Here is a 24,281-nt window from a genome sequence, read left to right on the forward strand (position 1 = left end):
GGTGTCGAGCAGCAACGGCCCGCTCTGGATCGCGGGTGGGCATCGTTGGGCGGTGCTCGGCAGGGGTGGCGCAGTGATGGCATACAGGAGGCACGGACCATAAGAAAATTGACAGACAAGTGTCAATTAATATTTCCACTTTGAGGCAGGGCGCTGGCAGATAAAACGCAAAATTGCCGATTTTTCCGTTTTTTCGCGGGTGATGAGTGATGGTTTGTTTATTAAATTAGACAGATTGGTTGTCAGCCCAGGTGAAACCATATGTAAACTTCGTAAATAAGATTTAAACCCATTTGAGAATCATTATATTTGGCGTCTCTTTGTGGCAGCCCTGCCGTGCAGGCTGCCCTTGTGCTTGATGTGACGGAGACGTGAAATGCAGTCCAGAAGTACCCACAACAGCCTGGCCTGGGCCTTTGTCGCCCTGTCATCGCCGGCCCTGATTGCCACCTCGGCCCAGGCCGATGACGAGCAGAACGGCGAGAACACCCTGGTGATCCAGAACACCATGGTCACCGCCGAGCAGGAAGCCAAGCAGGCACTGGGCTCTTCTATCATCACCGCCGAGGACATCAAGCGTCACCCGCCCGCCAACGACCTGTCCGACATCATCCGTCGCGAACCGGGGGTCAACCTCACCGGCAACAGCGCCAGCGGCGCGCGCGGCAACAACCGCCAGATCGACCTGCGCGGCATGGGCCCGGAAAACACCCTGATACTGATCGACGGCAAGCCCTCCAGCGCCCGCAACGCAGTGCGCTACGGCTGGAACGGCGACCGCGACACCCGCGGCGAAACCAACTGGGTACCGGCCGAGGCGGTGGAGCGCATCGAGATCCTGCGCGGCCCGGCTGCTGCACGCTATGGCTCCGGCGCCATGGGCGGGGTGGTCAACATCATCACCAAGCGCCCCACCCAGGAACTGCAGGGCAACGTCAGCCTGTTCACCACGCTGCCCGAAGACCACGCCGAAGGCGCCAGCAAGCGCACCAACTTCAGCCTCAGCGGCGGCCTCACCGACGACCTGGCGTTCCGTGTGTATGGCGGCCTGGCCAAGACCGACGCCGATGACCTGGACATCAACGCCAAGAGCGCCAACAGCGCGCTGGTGGCCGGCCGCGAAGGCGTGCGCAACAAGGACATCAACGGCCTGCTCAGCTGGCGCCTGAACGATGAGCACCGCCTGGAGCTGGGCAGCGGCTACAGCCGCCAGGGCAACATCTACGCCGGCGACACCATGAACAGCAACGGCGGCGGTGACGTGGAGCGCATCTCCAGCCTGTACGGCCACGAAACCAACGTGATGCAACGCAGCACCTACGACCTCACGCACCTGGGCGACTTCCAGTGGGGCTCGACCAAGTCGTCGCTGTCGTATGAATACGTGCGCAACTGGCGCCTCAACGAAGGCCTGGCCGGTGGCCCGGAAGGCTCGATCAACGACACCGGTGCCGACATGTCGCGCCTGCGCAACACGCGCCTGTCCAGCGAAGTGAACCTGCCGTTCAGCCTCGACAGCAGCGAACATGTGCTGACCCTGGGTGGCGAGTACCTGTACGAAGTGCTCAACGACAAGGGCTCGCTGCGCCCGCAAAGCTTCGACCCCAGCGGTGGTGCCGGCAATGAAATCGCAGGCTTCGATCGCAGCGACTCGAAGATGTCGGCCAAGAGCTTCGCCCTGTTCGCCGAAGACAACATCGTGATCGGCGACACCACCATCACCCCGGGCCTGCGCCTGGATCACCACGAAGAGTTCGGCGACAACTACAGCCCGAGCCTGAACGTGGCGCACAAGCTCACCGACGACCTCACCGTCAAGGGTGGTATCGCACGGGCCTACAAGACCCCGAACCTGTACCAGGCCAACCCCAACTACCTGCTCTACAGCAAGGGCAACGGTTGCAGCACCCAGCAGACCAACAACGGCGGCTGCTACCTGCAGGGCAACCCCAACCTAGACCCCGAAACCAGCGTCAACAAGGAAATCGGCCTGCTCTACGACCGTGGCACCTGGCGCACCAGCGCGACGTACTTTCGCAACGACTACAAGAACAAGATCATCGGTGGCACCGACGTGATCTACGACATCAACAGCGGTCGCCGCGTGACCCAGTGGGAAAACGCCGGCAAGGCATTGGTGGAAGGGGTGGAAGGCAACTTCTTCGTCGAGCTGACCCCGTCGCTGGACTGGAACACCAACCTCACCCTGATGCTCAACAACGACAACCGCGACACCGGCGAGCCGCTGAGCGTGATTCCCAAGTACACGGTCAACAGCACCCTGGACTGGCGTGCCACCGACAAGCTGTCGTTCCAGGTCGCCGGTACCTATTTCGGCAAGCAGAAGTCGCCGACCTACAACTACCGCACCCAGCAGAACTACGACCTGGATGCCCAGCAGGACGTCGAAGCCTACGGCCTGGTCGATGTGAGCACCGGCTACAAGATCACCAAGAACTACGACGTGCGCTTTGGCGTGAACAACGTGTTCGACAAGCAGATCCACCGGGGTGGCAACGCCAGCAGTTCGGGCGCCAACACCTACAACCAGCCGGGCCGGGCGCTGTTCGCGGCACTGAACATCTCGTTCTGAGCCGCCATTGCCTACAGGCTGCCCCGGGTCGATCGCGCATCGATCGGCCCGGGGCGGCTTTTTGTGTTTTCAGGCCCTCTACACCCGTACTACCCAAGGTGAAGCGTGAGTTATCTATCAGCACAACCTGCCACGAAGATTCTGGCCGTCGAGGACGATCCGCTGCTGGCGGCCCATCTGGAACAGCACCTGCGTCGCCGCGGTTTCGATGTGAGCGTCTGTCATGGCGTGGACGACAGCACCGACCTGCAGGTCTGGACGGGCTTCGACCTGATCCTCATGGACATCCTCCTGCCCGGTCGCGACGGCCTGCAACTGCTGGGTGAACTGCGCGAGCGGTTCATGGTGCCGGTGATCCTGATGTCGGCACTGGGTGCCGAGCAGGACCGCATCGTCGGCTTCAGCCAGGGCGCCGACGACTACCTGCCCAAGCCGTTCAGCATGAACGAGATGGACGTGCGCATCGATGCGGTGCTGCGCCGGGTCGCCTATGAGCGGGCCGCGCCGGAAGGCGCGCAGGGCGAGCCGGCGGCGCTGCGCAAGGACATGCGCCAGGACATGCAGCTGGGCACCGCGGTGGCCAGCTTCACCCCCATCGAGTACCGCCTGATGCAAGTGCTGCTGGCGCACCCCGAGGAAGTGCTGAGCAAGCCGTTCCTCTACCAGCAGGTGCTGCACAGGCCGTTCTCCCAGCAGGACCGCGTGCTGGACATGCACGTCAGCCACGTGCGCCGCAAGCTGGCCGCCATCGGCTATGCCGGCCGCCTGGCCACGGTATGGGGCAAGGGCTACGTGCTGACACAGGTGCCGGCATGAGCTTGCCCGGACGTCACTCGCTGCTGTGGAAACTGTGCGCGCTGCTGGTGGTGCTGTGCCTGTCGATCATCTGGTTCAGCCGCTCGGGCGGTGCGCACCTGGAGCGCAGGAGCTATCACCTGAGCGAGGAGGCGCGCCAGGTGCTCAAGGGCTACGCCGTGGAGGCCCACGCGGCGTGGCGCAGCGGCGGTACGCCAGGCGTCGACCGGTGGCTGGCCGACCTGAAGATCCGCGAGCCGGGCTGGGCGCTGGTGCTGGGCAGCGACCTGCGCTCGTTGAGCAGCCAGACGCTGACCGATGAGCAGCAGAAGTACGTGACGTTCATGCGCGAGCTCGACTGGCCCATGAGCAAGCGCTCCACCGAGCTGCCGGCGATCAGCGTGCCGTTCCCCGAGGCGCCCCAGGCCGGCAGGCTGGTGATCCAGTTGCCCGAGCGCTTCATGCCGTCGATGCGTCCGCTGCTGGTGCAACTGCTGATCCACGGGCTGCTGCCGGCGCTGTTGGCACTGCTGGCGGGTTTTCTGCTGTATCGCGTGCTGATCGGCCCGCTGGCGCACCTGCGCGCCCAGGCCAATGCCCTGCGTGCCGACCGCCTGGACACCCGGGTCGACCCGGCGATTTCCCGGCGTAGCGACGAACTGGGCGATTTGGGGCGGGCCTTCGACCACATGGCCGAGCGCCTCGAAAAGACCGTGTCGCTGCAGCAGCGCCTGCTCGCCGACCTGTCCCACGAGTTGCGCACGCCGTTGACGCGCCTGCACATGGCCGCCGAAAACGAGCCCGACGATGACGTGTTGCGCGAGCGCCTGACCCGCGAGGTGCAGTGCATGCGCCAGCTGGTCGACGACACCCTGGAGCTGGTGTGGCTCGGCACCGAGCGCCCGCAACTGGCGCTGGACACGGTCGAGGTGCAGACCCTGTGGGAGGTGGTACGCGAGAACGCCTGTTTCGAGTCCGGCTGGCGTGAGGGGCAACTGCCCATGGCGCTCACCGAAGACTGCCTGGTGCGCGGCCACCTCAACGGCCTGGCCCAGGCGATGGAAAACATCGTGCGCAATGCCATCCGCCATTCGCCTGCCAACGGGCAGGTGCGCCTGGGCGGCCGGCGCGATGGCGATTGCTGGCACCTGTGGATCGACGACCAGGGCCCCGGCGTGGCCGAGGCTGCGCTGGAGACCATCTTCCAACCCTTCACCCGACTCGACGCCGCACGCCCGGGCGGCGACGGCTTCGGCCTGGGCCTGACGATCGCCCGTTGCCGGGTGCAGTTGCAGGGCGGCCAGGTATGGGCACAGAACCTCAAGCCGGGCCTGCGCGTGAACCTGCGCCTGCCAGCGGCAGCACAAGGAGAAACCTGATGAGCAACACCCGACCGGTCTGGTTGTTGATAGTGTCGCGCGCGGCAGCCGCCTTGCTGGGCGGCTATGCATTCAGCTATGCGGCCACGGCTTTTCTGGCCCGTGTGCTGCCAATGCCTGCGGTGGATGCGGTGATCGTGGCCAGCCTGCCGTCCTTTGCGTTTTACACCTGCGCATTCCTGTGGGCCTTCGCCAGTCGCGATGCCCTGCGTGCATGGTGGCCGGCGGCGCTGGCGGTGCCGTTGGCGGCGGTCGGCTTCTGGCCGCAGTTGTGGAGCCTGTGAGATGAAAAATACCTTCACCCAATCCATGGCGTGGCTGCACACCTGGGCCGGCCTGATCTTCGGCTGGCTGCTGTTCGCGATATTCGCCACCGGTACGCTGGCGGTGTTCGACAGCGAAATCGACAACTGGATGCGCCCCGAGGTGCGCAGCCACGACCTCACCCAGTTGCAGGCCGCGCAACGCGGGCTGGCCTACCTGACCCAGCATGCACCGGGCGCCAGCAACTGGAACATCAGCCTGCCGGATGCGCGTTCGCCCGGTTTGCAGGTAGCGTCCGGCGAGCGTCGACGCGGTGGCGGCACCCCGCTCGACCCGCATACCGGCGAGCCGATCGAGGTGCGCGAAACGGCCGGCGGCAGCTTCTTCTTCCGCTTTCACTTCACCCTGAACCTGCCGCGCAACTGGGGCATCTTCGTGGTCGGCGCCCTGGCAATCGTGATGCTGGTGGGGCTGGTCAGCGGCATCGTGATCCACAAGAAGATCTTCAAGGAGTTCTTCACCTTCCGCCCCGGCAAGGGCCAGCGCTCGTGGCTGGATTTTCACAACGCCAGCGCGGTGCTGCTGTTGCCGTTTCACCTGATGATCACCTACACCGGGCTGGTGATCTTTTTGCTGATCTACATGCCGGCGGCGGTGGATGCGCTGTTCGAGGGTGACAACCAGGCGTACTACAAGGCCCAGGGCGAGCAGCGTCTGCCCACGCCGCGCGCGGCGCTCAAGCAGCCAGCCGCGCTGGTGGACCTGGCCCCGGTACTGGCCAGCGCGCAAGAGCGGCTGGGCGCCATCAGCAGCATCGGTATCTCCAACCCCGGTACGGCGGCCGCGCGGATCGAGGTGCGCCCGACCCTGGGGTATCGCATCGCCCTGAGCAAGGGGCAGGCCATGGTGTTCGACGGCGTCAGCGGCGAGCTGCTGCGCGATGTGCCCGACATGCGGCCTGCCGTGCTCACCCAGCGGGTGATGGCGGGGCTGCACTTCGCGCAGTTCGGCGGCTATCCGATGCGCTGGCTGTACTTCGTGTGTGCGTTGGTCAGCACCGCGATGATCGGCACCGGTCTGGTGCTGTTCTGCGTCAAGCGCCGGCGCAAGTACGCCAGTGCCTCGGTGTCGGCGCAGCGTTGGTACAAGGTGGCCGAGAGCTTCAACGTGGCGTTCGTCGCCGGCCTGATGCTGGCCTGCACAGGCTTGCTGTGGGCCAACCGCCTGCTGCCGGTGGAGCTGGCGCAGCGGGCCAACTGGGAGGTCAAGGCGTTCTTCGCGGTGTGGTTGCTGTCGCTGCTGCATGCCGGTTTGCGCCCGGCGCAGCGCGCCTGGGCCGAGCAGCTGGGGCTGGCCGCGGTACTGTGCATCGGCCTGCCGGTGCTGGGCGCGTTGACCGCGCAGCACGACCCGGCGCACCGCGTGCTGGAGGCCACCAGCGTGGTGCTGGGTGGGTTGCTGGCGTATGCGGCATGGCGCTGCGTGGCGCCGCGTGAAGAAAAACCTGCGCGCAAGCGTGCGACGGTAGCGGTGGAGGGGCAATGACATGCTGATGATCGGCGCGGTGGTGTTTGCCTATGTGGGTATGTTGGCGTTGTGCCTGGGGCTGGAGCGGCACTACAAGCAGGTGTGGGGCAGGGCACCTGCACCCTGGTTGAGGGTGGCCCTGCGGTCGGCGGGCTGGTCGGCGCTGGCCATCAGCCTGTGGGTCAGTGGCGTGGCCTGGGGCTGGGCGATGGGGCCGGTAGCCTGGTTTGGCAGTATTTCACTGGCCGGGTTCGGGGTGGCGATGCTGTTGCCGTACTGGCCGCGTCTGGCGGTGTGGTTGCTGGGCGTTTTACCGATATGGGGGGTAGGGGTAGTGTTGGCTTGACGGTTTTTTGTGGCGAACTTATACCTGCAAACAGTGTCGGGAAGTGTGCAATCTAAATAATTGGGAAGTTTTAATTGCGGCCAATCATTGCGCGTGTTTCGTACTAACCTCATACGGGCGTGTACGTTCTGCATAGAACGGATAATAACTTTCTTATGATGGAATTGTATGAAAACCGAAAGGACTCGCTTACCCTTTGAAACCTCCCTGTCACGACGACTTGCCAGCCGCCTGAAAATGAAACACCTGCTGGTGCTTCAGGCCATTCAGGCGCATGGCTCGCTGACCCAGGTTGCGCTGCGGCTGTCCACCAGCCAACCGGCGATCACTCAGATCCTCGCCGACCTCGAAAGCCTGTTCAGCGCCCCCCTTTTTGTACGCTCACCGCGCGGCATGCTGCCCACTGAACTGGGCAACCTGATCGTCGCACGCTCCAGGGGGATGCTGGCCGACCTCGATCACTGGGCGATGGACATCGAAGCCATGACCCAGGGTCGCGCAGCACACTTGAACGTGGGCGTCATACCGTTTCTACCCGGGCGCCTGCTGGCCACCGCCATCAACCAGACCCGCTCCTGCGGCAAGCGCATATCGGTGACCTTGCACGAGGGCTCCAGCGCCCACCTGCTGGAGCGCCTGCAGGCCCACGAACTCGACTGCGTGATCGGCCGCACGTCCGCGCTGCCGGACGTGCCCGATCTGCAACACGAGGTGCTGTATCACCAGGAACCCCGGCTGATTGCCCACGAACGCCTGGCGATGCACCTCAACCAGCGGCCACTCGACCTGCAGGCACTGGCTCGCCTGGACTGGGTACTCGGCCCACGCCAGACGCCGATCCGCGAGCAACTCATCGACTTCTTCCTCAATGCCGGTATCACCCCCCCTTCACCCATGGTCGAGAGCTTGTCGTCCAGGTTCATCGGTGAGCTGGTGGCAACCAACGAGCAGGCCGTGGCCATCGTGCCGGCAGATGTTGCCGAAGAGCTCGTGCGTTTGTGCAATGTCGGCAGGGTGCGCCATCGCCTTGGCTGGCGGCTGTCACCCATGAGCCTGTTTCAGCGTATCAATGGTGCCAATGCGGTCGAACAGGCGCTCTTTGCACGGGCACTCAAACGCGCCGCAAAAGTTGCTGTTTTATCGACGTCACCGGTCAATGAACAGTGGCTGGTCACGACAGAATGAAGTGTCGCAATAACATTGTTTTATAGGCTGATACAGGATTCAAATTTCCAACTTTACAGACCCGGTACCATACTTCCCGCCAGGCGCACCATGAGGGTGCGCCAGGGAAAGGGGGATATCAGGTGCTTACGGTTTATTTGATTGTAACGGTCGGAGCAGTGGTGGCCGGTTTTGTTCAGGGGCTCTCGGGTTTTGCATTCGGCCTGGTGGCCATGTCGTTCTGGGCCTGGGTACTCGACCCGAAGCTGGCTGCCACACTGGCGGTATTCGGGGCGCTGACCGGCCAGGTGGTGGCGGCCATTTCGGTACGCCGGGGCTTCAACATGCAGCGCCTGCTGCCCTTCGTGCTTGGCGGCCTGGCCGGCATCCCACTCGGCGTCGCGCTGCTGCCCAGCTTGGACATGAACTGGTTCAAGGCCATTCTGGGCACCCTGCTGGTGAGTTGGTGCCCAGCCATGCTGTTTGCCAAGAACCTGCCGAAAATCACTGCCGAGGGCAAGATCGCCGACGGTGTGATCGGCATGGCCGGCGGCATCATGGGCGGGCTGGGCGGTTTCACCGGCACTGTGCCGACCCTGTGGTGCACCCTCAAGGGGTACGACCGCGACGTGCAGCGCTCGATTATCCAGAACTTCAACCTGTCCATGCTGCTGGTCACCATGGGCACCTACCTCAGTACCGGCATTGCCACGCGCGAGATGCTGCCGTACTTCGCCATTGTCGCGCCGGCGATGCTGATTCCGACGTTCCTCGGCACACGCCTGTATATCGGCATCAGCGACGTGCAGTTTCGCCGCGTCGTGCTGAGCCTGCTCACGGTCTCCGGCATTTCGCTGCTGATTTCCTCGGTACCCAACCTCATCGGCTGAATAGCACTGCTGATGCACTTACTCTTTAAGGAAGAATGAGTCATGTCGCATACCCCGCTGGACAGTGATCACCTCGACCCCTCTGCAAGCCCTGGCGACGACAGGCTGACCGCACGCGAGCGCGAGGCTTTGAAGCACTATGCCGCCGGCAAGAACTGCAAGGAGGTGGCGCTGGCACTGAGCATTTCGGTCAACACCGTCAAGTTCCACACCAAGAATGCGGTGGCCAAGCTCGGCGGCAAGAACCGCACGGCAGCGGTGGCCCGCGCGTTCGCGCTGGGCCTGCTGTCGTGAGCAGATGCCTATTGCTGCAGGCTCGACAACGACGGTTGCACGCGGCTGTTGTTGGTCATCAGGTGAGTGACCAGGTTGCGCGCGTGCACCGCCAGGCGTTCGATCGCTGACACATAGAACAGCGAGCCCTGGGTCAATGGCCCGATCGCATACACCCCCCGCTGCCCATCGATCAGGTGGGTGGTAGGGTTGATCGCGATGCCGCCGTGGCTGTTCTGCCGGATCAGGCCGCGGTCGAGCAGGTTTTCTATCAGCGGTGAGTCCAGCCGCGCCAGGTTGCCGGCAAAACCGGTGGCGTCGATGGCGTAGTCGACGCTCAGGGTCTGCCCGCTGAGGTCGATCAGGATGTTGCCTTGCGCATCCGCGCGGGTGGCTTTGTAGCCTCGGTGAATGGATACCCGGCCTGCCTTGATCAGCGCTTCGAGCTTGAGTGCATTGTCCAGCGGCATGGGGTGGCGATAGGACATCCACAGGCCCTGGTACTTGCGCTGGAAGCGACGCTTCTGCACGGTGTCCAGCCGTGTCCAGAACTCGTCGATCCAGGTCTTGGTGGCGTCCAGCCAGATCTGCCAGTCACGCACATGGGCCGCCGCCTGGATTTCCCGCTGCAGGCGTTCCAGCGGTTCCAGCGGTGCAAACAGGCCCTTGTACTCGGCGCTGAAGCTGCGCATGTGGCGAAAACTGTTCAGGAAACCACTGATCGAGACGCGCTCTGGCAAGCGTCGCTGCGTGCCCACCGGGTTGTCGAGCACGGCCCCGCGCACCAGCGGGATACGCCCCGAGTTGGAGTAGATCGCGACATGTCCGGCGCCCAGCCCGCTGAGCATGAGGGCCATGTCCACTGCGGTCAGCTTGGTGCCCAGGATGCCGACGGTGGCCCCCGGCCTGACCTGCGTCTTCAGGCGCTCCAGATCGTGATAGGGGTTGGCGTAGTAGTGCGCCAGGTCGGGGTAGGGCGTCTGCTTCTTCAAGTGCCCGACCGCCAGCACCACGTTGTCGAAGCGTTCATCGCCCTGTGCGGTGGTCACGGTGTAACCGGGGTGCTCGGCCTTCACGTCGATGACGGTTTGCGCGAGGGTTCGCAATCGGATGTTGAACCGGGCCAGGGTGTGACGGGCAAGCTCCAGCTCCTTGGCCAGGTATTGGCCCATCTGCCGGCGGCTGACATAGTCGTTCAGGTCGGTGGTTTCGCAACCAGGCTGGGCCTTGAGCCATTTCAGGAACCCATAGGCATGTTCGACGTCCGTGCCCAGGGTGGAAGTGGCCATGTTCAGAATGAACTCCGGTGTCGTGGTGGCCTGGCCGTAGGGTAGCCCCGGGCCGAAGTGGCCGGTGGTTTCGTACACGGTGATTTCCGACACCGCTGCGTCATGCCCCTGGCGTGCCAGTTCCTTGCAGAGCAGAACGGCGCTGCATCCAGCGCCCACAATTGCGATTTTCATTCAGGCATCCCTTCAGTGACGGGTGGTCTGTTGAGTGGCGTAGAACTCGCGCATGAGCATGTCGGCGCGGATGTTCAACGGCGCCTCGAGGAACAGGTTCAACAGGTCGTGCAAGGTGGCCGGTGCACCCTCCAGGTAACGTCGGATCGAGTGACCGTCATGGGCCCGTACCGGGTCGTGGCGCAGCACCACATCCTTGAGGCGCAGCAATTTGCGTCCCTTGCCTTCCTTGTAGAACGCCCAGCTGGCCTGATCGTAGCGGTGCTGTGCAGCCACGCCGCCGTGAAGCTGCGCGATGGTCGCCGTGTTGGCGCAGGCCTTGGCCGGGATGTAGTCGTGCGTGGTGGTGCCGGCCAGGCTGCGTATATCGTTGTAGGCGGTGATATCGATGACCGGCGTGCCTTGCAGGGTGGTGTCGATGTCGGTGGCGGAGCCGAACGAAATGGCCACCGCACGGTTGAATATTTCCTCCTGTTCCAGAACGGAGTAGCCCAGGCGCTGCATGTCCTCGCGCATGGCATTGTCCAGTTGCTGCAATGTGGCGGCGCCAGAGCTGTGGGCACAGAAGTGCAGGCGCTGAAGGTCTTCGATGCCCTGGAAGGAAAGCCGGGTGGCGGGGCGTCCGGCGTGGTCCAGTGGCAACCCGTTGTCATCGCGGGCCACCAGGCCATCGGGGCAGAACCTGAGGGCGTTCGGTTGCGCAATGATGCGGGGCAATATCACCTGTTCATAGATCAGGCGTGCCGAGTGGCTGACGACCTGGCTGTGCCACTGCGTGCCGAGGATGAACCGGTTGTGCAGCATGGCCGATTCGATGATCGGGTTGTCCTGGGCATCAAGGCCCGAATGCACAATGCCCAGCAGCGCCACCGACGATTGCCCGATGCCTTGCAGGAAACTCGAGAAGGTCGAAGCCAGGCCCTTGCCCAGGGCAATGCCTTGCGGGTAATTGGTGGTGGGTGTGCTGGGCAGTACGGCCCATTGGTAGTGGCGTATCGGGTTGGGCAGGGCAGTTGCGTGCACATCCTGCACGTCCTGCGCCTGCACGTGGTAAAGCCGCGTGCCGTGTGCCTTGCGTTCGGCAGACGAATCGCGGCGCAGGCGCGAGGTCAGTTGGTGAATGCCTTCGAACAGCAGGGCCATGGTCATGCTGTAGTCGGCGTCGGTGCGCAGTACAGTGTTGACCACCAGGGTTCTGCTGCTGTTGTAGCGACACGGTAGCGACGCCAGGTATTCAAGAAAGCGCAGGTCCTGGCCCTTGTACTGGTGCGGTACGATTCGATAGCTGTCGCGGGGTAACTGGTCCTGCGTCGCCAGGGTGTCCAGAGCCTGGTCCCAGGCAAGGTTCGTCACGCCGTGTTCGTCGTTCAATTCACGAATGAAGTTGAGCGCCTGTACGGCATACAGGCGCTTGCCGAACTGGTTCAGCGGCAGGCGGTAACGGTCACGCTCTTCGATGAAGTAGCGCACGTACAGGCCGCTGTCGAAAATGGTCTCGATCGCCACCTCGGCCAGGCGTTCTGCGCTGACGGGTGCCTGCCCGGCCAGGGTTTCGGCGAGGCGTGCCGATACATGTCCGATGAACGCCGCCTCACGTTCCAGGTAGCGCTGCTGCAGGGGTTGGAGCGCATCGAGCAGTGCCCGGGCGATGGGGCGTGGCGCCGTGGGGGTGCCTTCCAGTTCCAGGCTTTTCAGCGTTGCGGCTGCCTCGCGAAACAGTCTCACCTGGTCCAGCGGCATGTTCAGCCGGTCGCGGGTCTGCTCGGCGTCCTGCAGGCTCACGCCCAGTGCTTCGAGCCGCTTGCGCACGTAGCGCACCTGATCGGCGGTGGTGGCCTTGCGCGAGCCGCCGGGCGCCAGCGTATCCGGTACATGCAACGCATCTTCCAGGCCGACTCGTACACCGTCCAGGCGCAGGCTCAGGGCCACCTCCGCCAGTATCCTCAGCATCGGCCCGGGTGCCAGGATTGAAATGACCGCGTCGGGCACTTCACGGCGGATGCGTTGCACAAACGGCTGCAAGCGCGACGACGCCAGTTCGATGGCGTGCGCCAGAGACGCCGGGGTGTCCTGCTTGATCAGCCCATAGACTGCTTCCCGGTCGGCTACCGGAATCAGCGAATCGTCGCTGACACTGCCGTCTTCGGCTCGGCGGAACTGATCCACGCCGGCGACCAGCATGAACAGTATCGGGTTGCCTGCCTGTGACAGCCCGCGCAGGTTCGGGCCGAGTGCATTATCAAGTATCGAACTGTTGAACACTTCAACTTCCGGGCGAATGGCGAAGGTGTTCAAGTGTTCAAGTTGCTGTTCAAGAAACTGGGGTGAGTTTTCATAACCGCCGCCGGCCTGGAATATAACCGGGCCGGGGCTGAATGAACTTACATCTGGCCCGCGTTTATTCAGGCCATAGTGATGCAAGTGCGCCCGGCGTATCGGGCTTTCGAAGTTGCGACCGCCGCGTACACTGGTCGAGAGGTTGATGATGGCCGAAGGAATACGTTGATGCAGTGCCGGTACTATCTGGTTGTACTGGTCGACATCGATATGGTTTTGCTGGGCCCCCAGGGTGATGGTCTGCGTGTTGCCGGGGATCGACAGGGTGTGGCTGTCGGACAGGTCGCGGGTGTGCAGGTGAAGGATCGCCGCGCCTTCGGCGGCGGCGTGCACGCTGGCTTCGATAATGGCGTCCGGGGTAATGGGAAGGTACGGTGACGCGGCCCGCATGGGGTTCCAGTAACCGGCTGCGCAGACCTCCCAGCCCTGTGAAATCAGGGTTTCATAGGCTGCGGGGGAGTCGCTGCGCAGCGCTTCGACCAGGCTTGGCGGCAGGTAGCCCTGGTGCAGGGGATCATCCTGCACCAGCGCGCCGTCGTTATCCAGCTGCCAGCCGCTGCCGGTCAGAGTGAACACGATGTCCTGCTGGGTCTTCCTTGATTCGAGCCATTCGAGGGTTGTTGCACTGACAGCCACAAGCGCCCGGGTACCGGCGCCGGGGTTGACGCGGGTGCGCAGGCCGCCCGCCGCAACGCGTTTCCAACCTGCATTCAACAGTACACTTTCAAGTGAGTCGTCCTGGGCGGCGAGTTCCGAGTTATCGAGAAACTTCGGCTCTTTCGGTGAGACGAAACGAGACACTGCACCCACCGGTGCGGCGGTGATAAACATGCGGGTCGACATAAACACTCCGTGTTCAACAGGTTCAATGTGCGTTGGGCCCTCCACGCACATGAATTAGATCCCACTGGCGCGCACTGCGTAACTACCTGATCGGGTAGTAATCGGTTTAACGTTTGGATGTATTTAAACTATTCAATCAACAGTTGGTTCTATCGACGATAGACGGCCACTTCGCCGACAGGGACGGTGCCTGCGGGTTCATGTCACTGGTTGCCGCGTCGGGGGGCGCATGGTAGAACCCTTGCACCATTCATGAATCGAATCTACGCATGACCCTCAGTCTGAAACCGAATAGGTCTCTGTTCGACCTCGACCTGCTGCGCGCCATCGTGGTGGTGGCCGACTGCGGCAGTTTCACCACGGCGGCCACGCGCCTGCATTCCACCCAGTCGACCATCAGCCAGAAGGTCCGGCGCCTCGAGGAGATGGTCGGTCACCGCTTGCTCGAGCGCGGCAATCGCGAAGTGCTGCCCACCGACGCCGGCCAGACCCTGCTCGGCTATGCCCGCCACATGCTCGCCCTCAACGACCAGATGCTCGAAGCCCTGGCCGGCGCCACGGTCGGCGTGACCCTGCGCCTGGGCGTCCCGGAAGACTTCGTTGGCGGGCGCACCACCAACGCGCTGTCGGCGTTCAACCGCAAGCACCCGCAGGTCAAGCTCGAAGTCACCAGCGGCCTGTGTCGCGACCTCAGCCAGAGCTACGACAACGGCGAGCTCGACCTGGTGCTGCTCAAGCAGCGGCGCAACGGTCGCGAAGGGGTGGCCAGTTGGCCGGAGCAATTGCGCTGGATCGACAGCGCGCACAACCCGGCCCTGGCGCTGGACCCGATCCCGCTGGTGACCTTTCCGCCACGCGGGCTGTACCGCGACGAAATCATCAGCGCAGTAGAGAGCCTGGGCCGGCGCTGGCGCATCGCGTTCACCAGCTCCAGCCTCAGCGGCATTCAGGCCGCCGTGGCCGACGGCATGGGCATCAGCCTGCTGCCGCCACGCGCCGTCACCGCCGAGCACCGGGTGCTCGGCGAGGCGGACGGCCTGCCGGTGATCGACAGCTACGAGATTCTGATTCTGCATCGCCAGACGGCCGACCCGATGGTACGAGCGCTGGCGGGCGTGTTGACCGGCCTGCTCGAAGCACAGGCGGTGTGAGCCTGCGGGTCACTTCCCCACAAAAAAGCCCGCCAGTCACGGCGGGCTTTCTGCATCGCTACCTGCTTAACGCTTTGGGTTCAGCGTCAGGTTCACGTTGCGGTTCACATCCTTGTACAGCAGGTAGCGGAACGGGCCAGGGCCACCCGAGTAGCAGGCCTGCGGGCAGAAGGCGCGCAGCCACATGAAGTCGCCGGCTTCCACTTCGACCCAGTCCTGGTTCAGGCGGTACACCGCCTTGCCTTCCAGCACGTACAGGCCGTGCTCCATCACGTGGGTTTCAGCGAACGGGATGGTGCCGCCTGGCTGGAAGGTCACGATGTTGACGTGCATGTCGTGGCGCATGTCGGCCATGTCGACGAAGCGGGTGGTGACCCAGGCGCCATCGGTGCCCGGCATCGGGATCGGGGTAACGTCCTGTTCGTTGGTGACGAACGCTTCCGGGTGCGCCAGGCCTTCGACTTCCTGGTAGTGCTTGCGGATCCAGTGGAAGGTCACGTTGGCCGCGCTGTTGTTGCGCAGGCTCCAGTCGGCGCCCGGCGGAATGAACGCGTAGCCGCCTGGCTTGAGGGTGTACGGCTTGCCTTGCAGGGTGATGTCTACTTCACCCTCGACCACGAACAGAACCGCCTCGGCGTTCTTGTCCTGCTCCGGGCGCTCGCTGCCGCCTTCAGGGGCAACTTCGACGATGTACTGCGAGAAGGTCTCGGCGAAACCCGACAGCGGGCGGGCGATGACCCACATGCGCATCTTGTCCCAGAAGGGCAGGTGGCTGGTGACGATGTCACGCATCACGCCCTTGGGGATCACCGCGTAGGCTTCGGTGAACATGGCACGGTCTGTCAGCAGCTCGGTCTGAGCCGGGTGCCCGCCGTGGGGGGCGAAGTAAGTGGTTCTGGACATGGACAGTCTCGATGTTTGTTGTTGTGTCCCCCGGGCCAGCCTGCGGCGGGCGGCCCCGTTCAGGGATTGCACCGCTACGTTATGACCATCTTTAGCTATCCACAAATTAAATGTTGAAATCCCTGCCATTCGATTTGTGAATGTGGCGTGCGCCGGGCCAGCACTGCGCTACAGGTGTGCGCCCTGTGTAGCGGGTGATGCAACACCTGTAGCGTTGATTGCAGCGCGGGCGGCATCGGTACGGCGCGCGCAAAGCCGCGTGCCAGAGCGGTTGTGGCGGTTCATGTCACAGCTGGCATGGCGGTTGCGATGAGCTGATGGCGCAGCGCGAAGACTGCGCCACTAATAAGAACAGGACACTCCCATGAGACAGACTGGCCTCGCCTCGCTTCCCCTCAAATCCCTTGCCGTTGCCGTGCTGCTGAGCCTGGCGGGTACACCGGCGCTGGCTGCGGACATCCCGGCCAACGTCGATGGCGCGCGCATCATCGCCGCCGACAAGGAGCCCGGTAACTGGATGAGCACCGGGCGCACCTACGACGAACAGCGCTACAGCCCGCTCAAGCAGATCAGCGACCAGAACGTCGGCCAGCTGGGCCTGGCCTGGAGCTACAAGCTGGACCTGGACCGTGGCGTGGAAGCCACCCCCATCGTGGTCGACGGGGTGATGTACACCACCGGGCCGTTCTCGGTGGTGTACGCGCTGGATGCGCGCGACGGCAGGCTGATCTGGAAGTACGACCCGCAATCGGACCGCCACCGCGCCGGCGAAGCCTGTTGCGACGCGGTCAACCGTGGCGTGGCGGTGTGGAAGGGCAAGGTCTACGTGGGCGTGCTCGACGGGCGCCTGGAGGCCATCGACGCCAAGACCGGCCAGCGCGCCTGGTCGGTCGACACCCGCGCCGACCACAAGCGCAGCTACACCATCACCGGCGCCCCTCGGGTGGTCAACGGCAAGGTGGTGATCGGCAACGGCGGCGCCGAGTTCGGCGTGCGGGGCTATGTCACCGCCTACGACGCCGAAACCGGCAAGGAGGCGTGGCGCTTCTACACCGTGCCGGGCGACCCCAAGCTGCCGCCCGAGGGCAAGGGCATGGAGATCGCCGCCAAGACCTGGTTCGGCGATGCCTATGTGGAGCAGGGCGGTGGCGGCACCGCCTGGGACTCGTTCGCCTACGACCCGGAGCTGAACCTGCTGTACATCGGCGTGGGCAACGGCTCGCTGTGGGACCCCAAATGGCGTAGCCAGGCCAAGGGCGACAACCTGTTCCTGTCGTCCATCGTGGCGGTCAATGCCGACACCGGCGAATACGTGTGGCACTACCAGACCACCCCGGGCGATGCCTGGGACTACACCGCCACCCAGCACATGATCCTGGCCGAGCTGCCCATCGACGGCAAGCCGCGCAAGGTACTGATGCAGGCGCCGAAAAACGGCTTCTTCTATGTGATCGACCGCGCCACCGGCGAGCTGCTGTCGGCCAAGGGCATCGTGCCGCAGAGCTGGACCAAGGGCATGGACATGAAGACCGGGCGGCCGATCCTGGACGAAGAGAACGCCGCCTACTGGAAGAACGGCAAGCGCAACCTGGTGACCCCGGCGTTCTGGGGTGCGCATGACTGGCAGCCGATGTCGTACAACCCCGACACCGGGCTGGTGTACATCCCGGCGCACATCATGTCGGCCTACTACGAGCACATCCCCGAGGCGCCCAAGCGCAATCCGTTCAAGAGCATGTACCAGCTGGGCCTGCGCACCGGGATGATGCCCGAAGGCGCCGAAGGCCTGCTGGAGATGGCCAAGAGCTGGTCGGGCAAGCTGATCGCCTGGGACCCGGTCAAGCAGCAGGCCGCCTGGGAAGTGCCCTACGTGACCATCTTCAACGGCGGCACCTTGAGTACCGCGGGCAACCTGGTGTTCGAGGGCAGCGCCGACGGGCGGGTGATCGCCTATGCCGCCGACACCGGCGAAAAACTCTGGGAGCAACCGGCTGCCAGCGGCGTGATGGCCGCGCCCGTCACCTATAGCGTGGATGGCGAGCAGTACGTGACCTTCATGGCCGGCTGGGGCGGCGCGTTCTCCACCTTTGCCGGGGCCCTGTCGCTGCGGGCCGGCGTGCAGCCGTACGCCCAGGTGCTGACCTACAAGCTGGGCGGCACCGCCAAGCTGCAAGAGCCGGCGCCACGCCCGGACACCCCCAAACCACCCGCGTTGAGCAACGACACCGCATCGATCGAGGCGGGCGCCAAGCTGTACGACGGTTACTGCTCGCAGTGCCACGGTATCCACGCGGTCAGCGGCGGCGTGCTGCCCGACCTGCGCAAGCTCACCCCGGAAAAACACCAGATGTTCCTCGGCATCCTCTTCGGTGGCCGCGTGCCGGATGGCATGCCGTCGTTCGCCGACGCCTTCACCCCCGAGCAGGTCGACCAGATCCACCAGTACCTGATCAAGCGCGCCCACGACCTTCATCAGGAAGGCGATACCTGGAAGCAGTTCAGCGCCAAGTCATCCCATTGAAAAGGAGCCATTGACCCATGAGTGACGTCATCTACCAGAACTACATCGCCAATGCGTTCGTCGACAGCGACGCGCAGATCGAGGTGCACAACCCGGCCAATGGACAACTGCTGGGGCGCGTACCCCAGGCCAGTGACGCGCAGGTGGAGCAGGCCATTGCCGCCGCGCGCAAGGCCCAGAAGGGCTGGGCCACGCGCCCGGCCATCGAGCGCGCCGGCTACCTGCGCAAGATCGCCAGCAAGGTGCGCGACAACGCCGAGCGCCTGGCGCGCATCATCACCGCCGAGCAGGGCAAGGTGCTCGGCCTGGCCCTGGTCGAAGTCAACTTCACCGCCGACTACCTGGACTACATGGCCGAGTGGGCGCGACGCCTGGAAGGCGAGGTGCTCACCAGCGACCGCGCCGGTGAAAGCATCTTTCTGCTGCGCAAGCCGCTGGGTGTGGTGGCCGGGATTCTGCCGTGGAACTTCCCGTTCTTTCTGATCGCCCGCAAGATGGCGCCGGCCCTGCTCACGGGCAACACCATCGTGATCAAGCCCAGCGAAGAAACACCGATCAACTGCTTCGAGTTCGCCCGCCTGGTGGCCGAGACCGACCTGCCCAGCGGTGTGTTCAACGTGGTGTGCGGTACCGGGGCGACCGTGGGCCAGCGCCTGACCAGCCACGCCGGCATCGACCTGATCAGCTTCACCGGCAGCGTGGGCACCGGCTCGCGGATCATGGCCGCGGCGGCGCCGAACATCACCAAGCTCAACCTTGAGCTGGGCGGCAAGGCGCCGGCCATCGTGCTGGCTGATGCGGACCTGGAGCTGGCGGTCAAGTCGATCACCGCGTCGCGGGTGATCAACACCGGGCAGGTGTGCAACTGCGCCGAGCGGGTGTACGTGCAGCGCGAGGTGGCGGATGAGTTCACCGACAAACTGGCCAGCGCCATGGCCGCCACCCGTTATGGTGACCCGCTGGCCGAGGCGGACCTGGACATGGGCCCGCTGATCAACCAGGCCGCCCTGGACAAGGTCGGGCAGATGGTGCGCACCGCCACCGGGCAGGGCGCGCAGTTGGTGACCGGGGGCGCGGTGGCCGATCGCGGGCAGGGCTTCCACTACCAGCCGACGGTGCTGGCCGGCTGCTCGGCCGACATGGAGATCATGCGCAAGGAGATCTTCGGGCCGGTGTTGCCGATCCAGATCGTGGAGAGCCTGGACGAGGCGATTGCGCTGGCCAACGACAGTGAATACGGGCTGACTTCATCGCTGTACACGCGCAGCCTGAGTGCAGCGATGCATGCCAGCAATGCGCTGGATTTCGGCGAGACCTACATCAACCGCGAGAACTTCGAGGCCATGCAGGGCTTCCATGCCGGCACGCGCAAGTCGGGGATCGGTGGGGCCGATGGCAAGCATGGGTTGTATGAGTACACGCATACCCATGTGGTCTACATCCAGATCTGATTGACCGCTTCGCCGGCAAGGCCGGCTCCTACAGGAGCCGGCCTTGCCGGCGAACGGGTTCACAACCGATCATTGGGCTGCACCACCCCGTACTTCTTCATCTGCCGATACAGCGTCGAGCGCGCCACCCCCAGTTCAGCCGCCACCGCACTGATGTTCCAGCGATGGCGCCGCAACCTTTGCAGCAACTCGCTGGCCGGGTCCTGGCTGTCGATGCGCAGCGGCTCGTCGCGCACCACCTGCACCACCTCCGCCGGCAGGCAATCCACGTCGATCACCCCGTCCTCGGCCAACGCCACCGCGTAGCGCAACGCATTGAGCAACTGACGAATGTTGCCCGGCCACGCATGGGCATGCAGGCACTGGCGGGCCTGTTCGGTCAACCGCACGCCGCTGCTCTGCGCCGCCAGTAACTGCTCGATCAACGCGCCCCGGTCACTGCGTTCGCGCAAGGCCGGCAACGCCAGGCTCATGCCGCCCAGGCGGTAGTAGAGGTCCTCGCGAAAGCGCTTGTCGCCAATCATCCCGTGCAGGTCCTGGTGGGTCGCCGACACCACCTGCACGTCCAGCGCCACCGGCGCCTGGGCGCCGATCGGGAAGATCTCGCGCTCGGCCAGCACCCTCAGCAAACGGGTTTGCAGGTGCGCCGGCATGTCGCCGATCTCGTCCAGAAACAGCGTGCCGCCGGCGGCCAGTTCCAGCTTGCCCTTCATGCCCTTCTTGTCGGCCCCGGTGAAGCTGCCGCCGCGGTAGCCGAACAGCTCGCTCTCGATCAGCGTCTCGGGAATCGCCGCGCAATTGAGCGCGATGAACGGCCCGGCGCGCCGCGCACTGGCCTGGTGGATGGCGCGGGCGAATGCCTCCTTGCCGGTGCCGGTCTCGCCAGTGATCAGTATCGGCAGGTCCTTGTCGAGCACCTTGCGCACCCGCTGCACCGCCTGTTGCAGGCGCGCATCGCCGCCGGCCAGCTGCTGCAGGTCGGGGTGGCTGCTGCGCACCGGCGGTCTGGCCGGGGCAGGGCGGTGGCGCTGCGACGGTATGCGCAGGCCCACATCCAGCAAGGCGTCGTCCTGCTGCCCGCGCAGGCGCACGCCGCGTGCACCGCCCTGGGTCAGGTGCAGCAGTTCATCCACCGAAGTTGGCAGCAGGCTGTCGATGCGCGCACCCAGCAGCGGCGCCGCATCGCGCTGGTGGGCAACGAAGGTGGCGCGGTTGGCGCCGATGATGCGGCCGTTGTCGTCCAGCGCCAGCAACTGCTCGTTGGCCAGGTCGGCTATGTCGTCGATGGGCTTGAGCGACAGGGTGAGGCGGTCGCGGTAGCACTCGCGAAAGTGCGCGTTCTCGATCAGCCGCGCATACAGGATCACCAGTTGCAGGGTCAGGTACTGCGCCTCCTTGGGCCCGTTGCTGTTCAGGCAGGTGGCGTTCAGGCAGCCGCGCAGCAGGCCCTGGGCGTCGAAGATCGGTGCCACCGAGCAGCTCAGGCGAAAGTTGGAGGCCAGAAAGTGCTCTTCGCGGTGGATGATCAGCGGCTGCGCGGCGGCCAGGGTGGTGCCGATGCCGTTGGTGCCGGCAATCGACTCGTCCCAGCGCGCGCCCACCACCAGCCCGGCCTGGGTATAGATGTGGCTGGCTTCGGGCAGGCGGGTGTCGAGGGTGATGCCGTGTTCGTCGCTGAGCAGCACCGCGAACCCGGCCGGCACCACGCGCCTGGCCAGGCCGCTGACGCCCTGGCTGGCGATGGCCAGGTATTGCTGGTGCTGCTGTTGATGCTGGCGGATGGCGTCGGCGCCCAGCACGTGGGTACGCCCGGCGGCGCCGGGGTCGAGGCGATGCTCGACCACGCTGCGGTACCAGGACTGCGCAATGACAGGGTCGGGGCGGATGCCGCGCTCGGGGAAGTGATCGTCGACGAAGGCCGCGAGATCGCTCGGGCTGGTCTGGGTATGCTGCATGCTGGGCTCCCGTCGACCGTGGCGCGCGCAGGGGCGGCTCACCGTCATCTTGTTGTCTCGGGCCAGGGGCGGGCACCGATCTGTGCCTACCTTAGTCGCTGTGTCGGGAATTTTCAGCTATTGATGCAGCCCTGGCCTAGAAAAGCATCCCCAGCAGAATTGCCTTCACCGTCGCCTCGGCCTTGTTGCTGGCCTGCAGCTTGCGCATGGCGTTGACCAGGTGGAACTTCACCGTGCGGCTGTCGATGGTGAGGATGATGCTGATCTCGCTGTAGGTCTTGCCCACGGCGGTCCATTTGAGCACTTCTTTCTCCCGTGCGGTCAGGGCCTTCTGGGCCTCGGGCAGGTGGGTCTGGGCAAAGAAGCCGGTCATGGCACTGTGCGCCAGTTGCGACAGCCAGATGAGCTTGGCTTCCTTGGCGTCCAGTTCCAGTGTGGAGATCGGGTCATCCGGGCGGGACAGGGACAGCAGGCCGATGGTGCCGTAGTCGCCCTGCACCGACAGGCACCAGCCGTGGTCCAGGCTGTAGTGCCGCGCCTCTTCCCAGAATGCCTGCTGGTGCTGCTGTTGCGCGGCGGCCCACTGCAGGGGCGTGGTGCGGGTCAGCCCGTGGGCCACCGTCGGGTCGCAGGAAAAATAGTCCTCGGCCACGTACCTGGCTTCCCAGGCGCTGGGGTAGTTGGAGCGCAGGATGAACTGCGGGGCGGCGATCGGCAGCGGATTCTTCAGCCCATAGGAACAGAACTCGAAGTCCAGCTCGCGGGTAAGTCGGGTCAGCTCGCTGAACAGCTCGCCTTCGTTGCGGCACCCCGTCACCACGGCAATGAAGTGCTCGCGCCAGTCATTCACGCAATGTGCCTTTCATGGGTGGAATGTGCTCGGCCAATGGAGAGTGCAAACAGGCCCGAATTATACCGTACGGTACAGTTTTCGCGGAAAACTTCTGTAGCAAATGGCCATCAGTGCGCTGGCATTTCAGGTTTTTCCTACGAATAAACCTGCCCTTTCGGGCAGCTATATAGGCTCCGGAGGGTTTGTTGTACTCCCAGCTCTTTGAGTTGGGGCGTTTTCATGTTCACTGCTGTAACCGGGACCATCAAAGACTTTCCGCGCACCATGGCGAGCGCACTGGCCGAGTACCGCTACCAGGTGTTTGTAAGGGAGCTGGGCTGGCCATTGCAGTGTCCCGAGGGCCAGGAGTGGGATGAGTTCGACCGCCCCGATACGCTGTATGTGCTGGCATGCGACAAGCAACAGAATATTTTCGGTTGTGCCCGCCTGATCCCCACCCATCGCCCGTACCTGCTGGCAGAAGTGTTTCCGCACCTGGTTGGCGATGCGCCGCTCCCCTATCAGCAGGACATATGGGAGCTCTCGCGCTTCGCCATGAGTTCGCCCAAAGGCCAATACCTGTCGGCTGAACAGGCTTGGCAGAATACCGTGGCGATGGTCGGCAAGGTGATCGATGTGGCCCGTGCCCAGGGGGCGCGCAGGCTGATTGCCTTTACTGCAATGGGTAACGAGCGGTTGCTCAAGCGCATGGGCGTGACCACGCGAAGAATCGCGCGTCCGCAGATGATTGACGACAAGCCGGTGCTGGCCTTCTGGATCGAAATCGATGACCAGACGACCCGCGCACTGCAACTGGCAGCGTGACGGGTGAACATGTCGAGGGAAGGTGGTAAAGCAATGATTGCGTGTGTGCGTTGGCTGTTGGTCGTGCTGTTCGTGGTGGTGACGTTTCCGTTCCTGTGCCTGGTGCTGTTGCTCAACCCGCGCAAGCAGGACAACCTCTACCTGGCCTGCAAGGTCTACAGGGCCATCAACTGGATCTTTGGCGTGCGCGTCGAGGTCGGTGGTTTCGACGCCATCGCGCCCGACCGCTCCTACATCTATGTGGCCAACCACCAGAGCAACCACGATGCATTTGTCGTGGCCCAGGCGCTGCGCCCAGGCACGGTGATCGTGGGCAAGCAATCGTTGCGCTGGCTGCCGTTGGCCGGGCAGCTGTACTGGCTGACCGGCAGCCTGTTCATCGACCGCAGCAACCCGCGCGCGTCGATCACCAGCCTGCGGCGCATCGCCACCCGCGTGGCCGACAGCAAGACATCGCTCTGGATCTTCCCCGAGGGCACGCGCAACACCGGGCAGGGCGTGCTGCCGTTCAAGACCGGTGCATTTCGCATCGCCAAGGAAATGGGCATCGGCATCATCCCCGTGACCATCAGCCCGGCGGTGCGCCGGATCCGCCACAACGCCCTGGGCTGCACCGATGTGAGTATCGTGGCGCACCGGCCCATCGAGGCCGACCTGGTGGCCAGCATGGATGCCAAGCAGCTGGCGTCGTATACGCGGGAAGTGGTCAACAATGGGTTGCCCATCGTGTAGTTGCCGGGGCCTTCGCCCGCAAGGCTGGTTCCTGCAG

The 24,281-nt window shown here is 64.3% G+C and carries 19 protein-coding genes; 14 read left to right on the top strand and 5 right to left on the bottom strand.

The genetic code is table 11. The annotated features are described in order from the left end of the window. Positions 1–376: 376 nt before the first annotated feature. The 9 genes from V9K84_RS04925 to V9K84_RS04965 all read left to right on the top strand — a co-directional run bounded on the left by V9K84_RS04925 (position 377) and on the right by V9K84_RS04965 (position 9,252). Positions 377–2,593: a TonB-dependent siderophore receptor gene (locus V9K84_RS04925; RefSeq protein ID WP_088515200.1), complete on the top strand. Its 2,217-nt coding sequence runs from the start codon at positions 377–379 to the stop codon at positions 2,591–2,593. Positions 2,594–2,698: 105 nt separating this feature from the next. Further along, a complete protein-coding gene (locus tag V9K84_RS04930) occupies positions 2,699–3,409 on the top strand; it encodes a response regulator transcription factor (protein WP_088515199.1) in 711 nt (236 codons plus the stop codon). Continuing rightward, on the top strand, positions 3,406–4,767 hold the full coding sequence (locus V9K84_RS04935; RefSeq protein ID WP_088515198.1) for a sensor histidine kinase: 1,362 nt from the start codon (positions 3,406–3,408) through the stop codon (positions 4,765–4,767). The genes V9K84_RS04930 and V9K84_RS04935 overlap by 4 nt, the downstream gene beginning before the upstream one ends. Then, the gene (locus V9K84_RS04940; protein WP_043861156.1) at positions 4,767–5,051 is read left to right on the top strand and encodes a hypothetical protein; all 285 of its coding nucleotides are present in this window, start codon (positions 4,767–4,769) and stop codon (positions 5,049–5,051) included. The genes V9K84_RS04935 and V9K84_RS04940 overlap by 1 nt, the downstream gene beginning before the upstream one ends. A gap of 1 nt (position 5,052) precedes the next feature. Further along, complete coding sequence (locus tag V9K84_RS04945) at positions 5,053–6,576, top strand: PepSY-associated TM helix domain-containing protein (protein WP_088515197.1); 1,524 nt, start codon at positions 5,053–5,055, stop codon at positions 6,574–6,576. A gap of 1 nt (position 6,577) precedes the next feature. Continuing rightward, the gene (locus tag V9K84_RS04950) at positions 6,578–6,904 is read left to right on the top strand and encodes a DUF3325 domain-containing protein (RefSeq protein WP_088515196.1); all 327 of its coding nucleotides are present in this window, start codon (positions 6,578–6,580) and stop codon (positions 6,902–6,904) included. 237 nt (positions 6,905–7,141) lie between these two features. Next, complete coding sequence (locus V9K84_RS04955; RefSeq protein WP_256582852.1) at positions 7,142–8,089, top strand: LysR family transcriptional regulator; 948 nt, start codon at positions 7,142–7,144, stop codon at positions 8,087–8,089. A 161-nt stretch (positions 8,090–8,250) separates the two neighbouring features. Next, positions 8,251–8,958, top strand: coding sequence for a sulfite exporter TauE/SafE family protein (locus V9K84_RS04960; RefSeq protein WP_235593702.1), 708 nt, complete (start codon positions 8,251–8,253; stop codon positions 8,956–8,958). Between the two features lie 42 nt (positions 8,959–9,000). Next, entirely contained in the window at positions 9,001–9,252 is a 252-nt protein-coding gene (locus V9K84_RS04965) for a LuxR C-terminal-related transcriptional regulator (protein ID WP_058541278.1), read from the top strand. An 8-nt stretch (positions 9,253–9,260) separates the two neighbouring features. Here the strand turns inward: V9K84_RS04965 and V9K84_RS04970 are convergent, their stop codons facing one another. Both V9K84_RS04970 and V9K84_RS04975 read right to left on the bottom strand, forming a co-directional pair. After that, entirely contained in the window at positions 9,261–10,694 is a 1,434-nt protein-coding gene (locus tag V9K84_RS04970; protein ID WP_088515194.1) for an FAD/NAD(P)-binding protein, read from the bottom strand. Positions 10,695–10,706: 12 nt separating this feature from the next. Then, complete coding sequence (locus V9K84_RS04975; protein ID WP_168186854.1) at positions 10,707–13,874, bottom strand: 3-keto-5-aminohexanoate cleavage protein; 3,168 nt, start codon at positions 13,872–13,874, stop codon at positions 10,707–10,709. 269 nt (positions 13,875–14,143) lie between these two features. Here V9K84_RS04975 and V9K84_RS04980 point away from each other — a divergent pair, with 269 nt between their 5' ends. Beyond that, positions 14,144–15,025 carry a LysR substrate-binding domain-containing protein gene (locus V9K84_RS04980; RefSeq protein WP_058541275.1) on the top strand — a complete coding sequence of 294 codons (882 nt, stop codon included), beginning with the start codon at positions 14,144–14,146 and terminating at the stop codon, positions 15,023–15,025. Between the two features lie 66 nt (positions 15,026–15,091). Here the strand turns inward: V9K84_RS04980 and V9K84_RS04985 are convergent, their stop codons facing one another. After that, positions 15,092–15,928, bottom strand: a complete 837-nt coding sequence (locus V9K84_RS04985) for a bifunctional allantoicase/(S)-ureidoglycine aminohydrolase (RefSeq protein WP_043861160.1) — start codon at positions 15,926–15,928, stop codon at positions 15,092–15,094. Between the two features lie 364 nt (positions 15,929–16,292). Between V9K84_RS04985 and V9K84_RS04990 the strand changes: the two genes are divergently transcribed. Both V9K84_RS04990 and aldA read left to right on the top strand, forming a co-directional pair. Then, positions 16,293–18,449 carry a PQQ-dependent dehydrogenase, methanol/ethanol family gene (locus V9K84_RS04990; protein ID WP_054915158.1) on the top strand — a complete coding sequence of 719 codons (2,157 nt, stop codon included), beginning with the start codon at positions 16,293–16,295 and terminating at the stop codon, positions 18,447–18,449. 17 nt (positions 18,450–18,466) lie between these two features. Then, positions 18,467–19,900, top strand: a complete 1,434-nt coding sequence (gene aldA, locus V9K84_RS04995) for an aldehyde dehydrogenase (RefSeq protein ID WP_058541274.1) — start codon at positions 18,467–18,469, stop codon at positions 19,898–19,900. Between the two features lie 59 nt (positions 19,901–19,959). Here the strand turns inward: aldA and V9K84_RS05000 are convergent, their stop codons facing one another. Continuing rightward, a complete protein-coding gene (locus tag V9K84_RS05000) occupies positions 19,960–21,855 on the bottom strand; it encodes a sigma-54-dependent Fis family transcriptional regulator (RefSeq protein WP_274096713.1) in 1,896 nt (631 codons plus the stop codon). A gap of 136 nt (positions 21,856–21,991) precedes the next feature. Further along, complete coding sequence (locus V9K84_RS05005) at positions 21,992–22,705, bottom strand: LuxR family transcriptional regulator (RefSeq protein WP_043861163.1); 714 nt, start codon at positions 22,703–22,705, stop codon at positions 21,992–21,994. 222 nt (positions 22,706–22,927) lie between these two features. On the opposite strand from V9K84_RS05005, the gene V9K84_RS05010 reads away from it, so the two are divergent. Together V9K84_RS05010 and V9K84_RS05015 are read left to right on the top strand one after the other, a co-directional pair. Beyond that, positions 22,928–23,512, top strand: a complete 585-nt coding sequence (locus V9K84_RS05010; protein WP_043861164.1) for an acyl-homoserine-lactone synthase — start codon at positions 22,928–22,930, stop codon at positions 23,510–23,512. A gap of 33 nt (positions 23,513–23,545) precedes the next feature. Then, entirely contained in the window at positions 23,546–24,244 is a 699-nt protein-coding gene (locus V9K84_RS05015) for a lysophospholipid acyltransferase family protein (protein ID WP_168186853.1), read from the top strand. Positions 24,245–24,281: the final 37 nt, after the last annotated feature.

Origin of the sequence: Pseudomonas sp. AE27 (assembly GCF_037113495.1) — a bacterium.
Classification (GTDB): Bacteria; Pseudomonadota; Gammaproteobacteria; order Pseudomonadales; family Pseudomonadaceae; genus Aquipseudomonas; species Aquipseudomonas palmensis.